This window comes from Kitasatospora sp. NPDC087314, from assembly GCF_044744365.1.
In the GTDB taxonomy this organism is placed as follows: Bacteria; Actinomycetota; Actinomycetes; order Streptomycetales; family Streptomycetaceae; genus Kitasatospora.
Genome location: NZ_JBIUYE010000037.1, coordinates 1 through 5,530, shown reverse-complemented (window position 1 = coordinate 5,530; position 5,530 = coordinate 1). Strand labels below are relative to the sequence as shown.

Annotated in this window: 1 protein-coding gene; it reads right to left on the bottom strand. The window is 71.0% G+C overall.

Annotated elements, in window-relative coordinates; all coding sequences use genetic code 11:
- Nucleotides 1-5,530, bottom strand: a 5,530-nt coding sequence (locus ACIO5E_RS39500; protein WP_400677527.1) for an amino acid adenylation domain-containing protein, incomplete at both ends; no start/stop codon positions are given.

The window sequence follows — 5,530 nt, the reverse complement described above, 5'->3', positions numbered from 1 at the left end:
TCAGCTCCGCGTACGTGAGTGACTCGTCCTCGAAGACCACTGCCACCGCGTCCGGCGTCTGCGCCACGCGGGCCTCGAACAGGTCGGGCAGGGTGTCTGCCGGGACCTCGGCCGCCGTGTCGTTCCACCCCTCCAACACCCGCTCCCGCTCGGCCGGGCCGAGCACGTCGACGTGACTGACAGGGAGCCGAGGCTCGGAGCCGGCCGCCTTGAGGACCCGGACGAAGCGCGTGGCGAGCTGTTCGGCCGTCTCGGTGTCGAAGAGGTCCCGGGCGAAGGTCAGCGACCCGTTCAGCCCAGCAGCCTCGCCGTCCGCGTCGAAGGTCTCGTCCAGGGTGAGATCCAGGTCGAACCTTGCCGCCAGCTCTCCCGGCGGCAGAAGGGTCGCGTCCAGCTCGGGGAGGTTGAGGGTGGCCTGGGTGTTGTTCTGGAGGGTGAGCATGACCTGGAAGAGCGGGTGGCGGGCCATGGACCGCGCGGGGGCTATCTCCTCCACCAGCCGCTCGAAGGGGACGTCCTGGTGGGCGAAGGCGCTGAGATCGGACTCGCGGATGCGGTGGAGGAGTTGGGTGAAGGTGGGGTTGCCGCTGAGGTCGGTGCGCAGGACGAGGGTGTTGACGAAGAAGCCGATGAGGTTGTCGAGGGCTTCGTCGGTGCGTCCGGCGATGGGGGTGCCGATGGGGAGGTCGGTGCCGGCGCCGAGCCGGGAGAGCAGCACGGCGAACGCCGCCTGCAGCACCATGAACACCGTGACGCCCTCGGCGCGCGCGAGTGCCACGACCTGCTGGTGAAGCTCAGCGGGTACGGCGAACGTGGTGGTACCGCCGTGGTGGCTGGCGGTGGCGGGGCGGGGTCGGTCGGTGGGGAGGGTGAGTTCTTCGGGGAGGTCGGTGAGGGTTTGGCGCCAGTAGGTGAGTTGCTGGGAGAGGAGGCTGTGCGGGTCGTCGGGGGAGCCGAGGAGGTGGCGTTGCCAGAGGGTGTAGTCGGCGTACTGGACGGTGAGTGGTTCCCAGGTGGGAGCGGTGTCGGTGAGTCGGGCGGTGTAGGCGGTGGAGATGTCGTGGGCGAGGGGGCTCATGGACCAGCCGTCGCCGGCGATGTGGTGGACGACGACGAGCAGGGTGTGCTCGGTCTCGTTGTGGGAGAACAGCCAGGCGCGGAACGGGATGTCGGTGTTGAGGTCGAAGGCGTGTGCCGCCGCGCGGGAGACGGCTTCCTCGTCGTGGGTGTCCACCGTCAGGAGGGGGCCTACTGCGTCGATGTCGAGGACGAGTTGGCGCGGTTGCCCGTCGGCGGAGCCGAAGACGGTGCGCAGGACTTCGTGGCGTCCCACCGCGTCCCGCAGTGCGGTGTCGAGTGCTTCGACCTGGAGGCGACCCGAGAGGCGAAGGCAGAGCGGGATGTTGTAGGTGGGGCTGGGGCCTTCGAGCTCGCCGAGGAACCAGAGGCGTTGTTGGGCGTGGGAGAGCGGGAGGACCTCGGGTCGGGTGGTGGTGGTGAGGGCTGGGCGGCTGGTGGTGGTGTCGTCGAGTCGTTGGGCGAGGGTGGCGACGGTGGGGGCCTCGAAGAGGGTGCGGATGGGGAGTTCGACGTCGAGGACGGTGCGGATGCGGCTGACGAGGCGGGTGGCGAGGAGGGAGTGTCCGCCGAGGGCGAAGAAGTCGTCGTCGATCCCGACCGTGGGGAGGCTGAGGATCTGGGCGAAGACCTCGCAGAGGATCTCCTCGCGCGGGGTGCGTGGGGCGCGGCTGGACACCGGGGTGAGGTCGGGTGCGGGGAGGGCGCGGCGGTCGAGCTTGCCGTTGACGGTCAACGGTAGCGCGTCGAGGACGACGATCGCTGCCGGGATCATGTATTCGGGGAGGGTGGCCGTGAGGTGGGTTCGTACGGCTGCTTCGTCCAACGTGCCCGTCGGGACGGTGTAGGCGATGAGGCGCTTGTGGCCGGGGGTGTCTTCGCGGAGGAGGACGGTGGCCTGGGCCACGGCCGGGTGGGAGGTCAACGCGGCCTCTACCTCGCCGAGTTCGATGCGGAAGCCGCGCAGCTTGATCTGGGCGTCGGTGCGGCCGGCGTATTCGAGTTCGCCGTGGCGGTTCCACTTCGCGAGGTCGCCGGTGCGGTACATGCGGCTGCCGGCCGGGCCGTGGGGGTCGGCGGTGAAGCGTTCGGCGGTGAGGGCGGGGCGGTGGTGGTAGCCGCGGGCGAGGCCGGAGCCGGCGAGGTAGAGCTCGCCGGTGGCGCCGACGGGTACGGGGCGTAGGTGGGTGTCGAGGACGTAGGCGCGCATGGTGTCCAGGGGGCGGCCGATGGGCAGGGCGTTCGGGGTGTCGGTCACCGGGTGGGTGGTGGCGAAGGTGGTGGTTTCGGTGGGTCCGTAGCCGTTGACGATGGTGAGGTCGGGGCAGGCTGCGCGGGCGTGGGTGACGGCGGTGGGGGAGACGATGTCGCCGCCGGTCCAGAGTTGGTGGAGGCCGTTCAGGCAGTCTGGGTTGTCGTCGGCGATGGAGGAGAAGAGGCCGGCGGTGAGCCAGAGGGCGGTGATGTGGTGGTTGGTGATGAGGTGTTGCAGTGTGGTGGCGGTGAGGTCGCCGGTGGGGGCGACGATGACGCTGCCGCCGTTGAGGAGTGGCACCCAGAGTTCGAAGGTGGAGGCGTCGAAGGAGTGGGGGGAGTGGAGTAGGACGCGTTCCGTGGCGGGGGAGGCGATGTGGTGGTCGGTGGCGAGCGCGATGACGTCGTGGTGGGTGACGGCGACGCCCTTGGGGCGGCCGGTGGAGCCGGAGGTGTACATCACGTACGCCAACTGCCGTTCGTGGTAGGCCACATCGACGCTGGTGGCGGGCGCGGCATCGTCCGTGGTGAGGACGGTGAGGCCGAGTTCGGCGGCCTCCTCCGACAGTGCGGTGTCGGTGAGGACGATGGTGGCGCCGGTCTCCGCGGTGATCGCGAGTCGGTGGGCCAGGGGGTAGCGGGCGTCGAGCGGGACGTAGCAGCCACCGGCCTTGACGACGGCCAGTAGCGCGACGACCAGGTCAGCCGAGCGCTCCATCAGGACCGCGACGGCGCTCTCCGCCCCCACACCTTCGGCGGCCAGGCGAAGTGCGAGCGCGCTGGCCCGCCCGTCCAGCTCCGCGTACGTCAGCTCGTCCGACTCGCAGCGGACGGCCACGGCGTCGGGGGTCCGTGCGACCTGGGCGGCGAACAGCTCGGGCAGCGTGCCCGTCACCGGCTCGGCGGCGGCGCCGTTCCACTCGGTGAGGATCCGCTGCCGTTCCTGCGGGTTGAGGACCTCGATGCGTCCGAGGGGGCTGTCCGGGGCCGTTTCGAGCGCGTCGACCAGTCCTTCGAGGGCGGTGTGCAGCAGGTCGCACACCCGCTCGGCGTCGATCGGCGCCACCGTCTGAGCGGTGAGGCTGAACCCGGCGCCGAGGTCGTCCACCGACATGGTGAGTGGGTAGTTGGTGTACTCCTGGCTCTGCAGGATCTCGACGCCCGCCAGGCCCGTCGCGGGTGAGGCCCCGGCGCCGGGCGCCTGGCTGTGGCGATAGTTCAGCAGGGCGGTGAAGAGCGGTGCGGAGCCGTCTATTCCGCTGGCCTGCTGGGCGACGGCGAGCGGGGCGTGCTCGTGGACCAGCAGGTCGGCGAGGAGTCCGCGCATGGCGCGCACGGCGTCGGTGACGCTCGCGCCGAGGCCGGGCACCCGGACGGGCAGGGTGTTGATGAACAGGCCGGGGACGCGGTCCGCGCCGGTGCCAGCGTTCATGCGGCCGAACAGGACGGTGCCGAAGACGACGTCGTCCCGGTTGGCGGTGGCGGCGACCACCCGGGCCCAGGCGACGTGGAACGCGGCGGCCGCGCTCACACCCAGGCGACGGGCCTGTTCCCGTACCCGGCGGGCGAGTTCGGCATCGACGGTGACGGTTGCCTCGGCGAGGGCGGTGGCGTCGCCGTGTACGTCGAGCAGGCCGAAGGGCGCGGTCGGCTCGGCGACATCGCCCAACAGCCCGGTGAAGAAGCGCTCGTGCTCCTCGCGGGAGACGCCGAGCCGGGCCTGGGCGACGAACTCGCGGAACGGCACCGGCGCCGGCAGCTCGTCCTGTCGGCCGGCCATGACGGCCTGGATCTCCGCCAGCAGGACTTCGAGCGTGGTGTGGTCGGTGATCAGGTGGTGGCGCTGGAGCAGCAACAGCCAGCGGGCGCTGCCCGGTTCGGTGGCGATCCGGGCGTCGAGCAGCGGTGCGCGGGTGAGGTCCATGGTGGCCGCGCAGCGTGCGGTGAGCGCGGCGATCGGGTCGTCGCCGGTGACCTCGACCGTTGTGACGGGCAGTTGGGCGTGGCGGGCGACGACCTGGACGGGTTCGGGCAGGCCCTGCCAGAGGATGGCGGTGCGCAGGATGTCGTGGCGGTCGATGACGTGCTGGAGCGCGCCGAGGAAGGTGTCCAGCCGTTCGCGGGTGTCGAAGGTCAGGACGGTGGGCGAGATGTAGACGTCGTCCGAGTCCTCGTCCGCCGCCATCAGGTGATGGAAGAGGATGCCTTCCTGGAGCGGGGCCAGGGGGTAGATGTCCGCGATGTTCGGCGCTCCGCCGGGGAGGGTCGCGGTGATCCGCGCGATCTCGTCGGTGGTGAGGTCGACCAGCGGCAGCATCGCGGGGGTGATCTCCCGCGCGTCGGCCGGGATGAGGTTCGGCGGCGCCGCCACCTCGGAGATGCCGGCGGCGGCGAGGGCGAGACCGGCGACGGTGGGAGTGGCGAACAGCGCGCGGATGTCGATCTGCACGCCCCGGGCGTGCAGTCGCTCGACCAGGGTGACGGCGAGGAGGGAGTGTCCGCCGAGGGCGAAGAAGCTTTCGTCCAGGCCGACTTGGGGGACGTCGAGGACCTGGGCGAAGACCTCGCAGAGCAGCGACTCGCGCGGCGTCGAGGGCGCCCGGTAGGTGGTGCCGGTGGCGAAGTCGGGTGCGGGGAGGGCGCGGCGGTCGAGCTTGCCGTTGACGGTGAGGGGCAGGTCGTCGAGGACGACGATCGCTGCCGGGATCATGTATTCGGGGAGGGTGGCGGCGAGGTGGGCTCGTACGGCTGCTTCGTTCAGTTCGCCCGTCGGGACGGTGTAGGCGATGAGGCGTTTGTCGCCGGGGGTGTCTTCGCGGAGGAGGACGGTGGCCTGGGCGACGGCGGGGTGGGTGGTCAACGCGGCCTCTACCTCGCCGAGTTCGATGCGGAGGCCGCGGAGTTTGATCTGCTGGTCGGTGCGGCCGGCGTATTCGAGTTGGCCGTGGTGGTTCCACTTTGCGAGGTCGCCGGTGCGGTACATGCGCTCGCCCGGGCCGCCGTGGGGGTCGGCGGTGAAGCGTTCGGCGGTGAGGGCCGGCCGGTGGTGGTAGCCGCGGGCGAGTTGGATGCCGGCGAGGTAGAGCTCGCCGGTGACGCCGGGGGGGACGGGGTGGAGTGTGGGGTCGAGGACGTAGGCGCGGGTGTTCCAGATGGGGTGGCCGATGGGGATGGAGGTGTGGGTGGTGTTGTCGGTGCA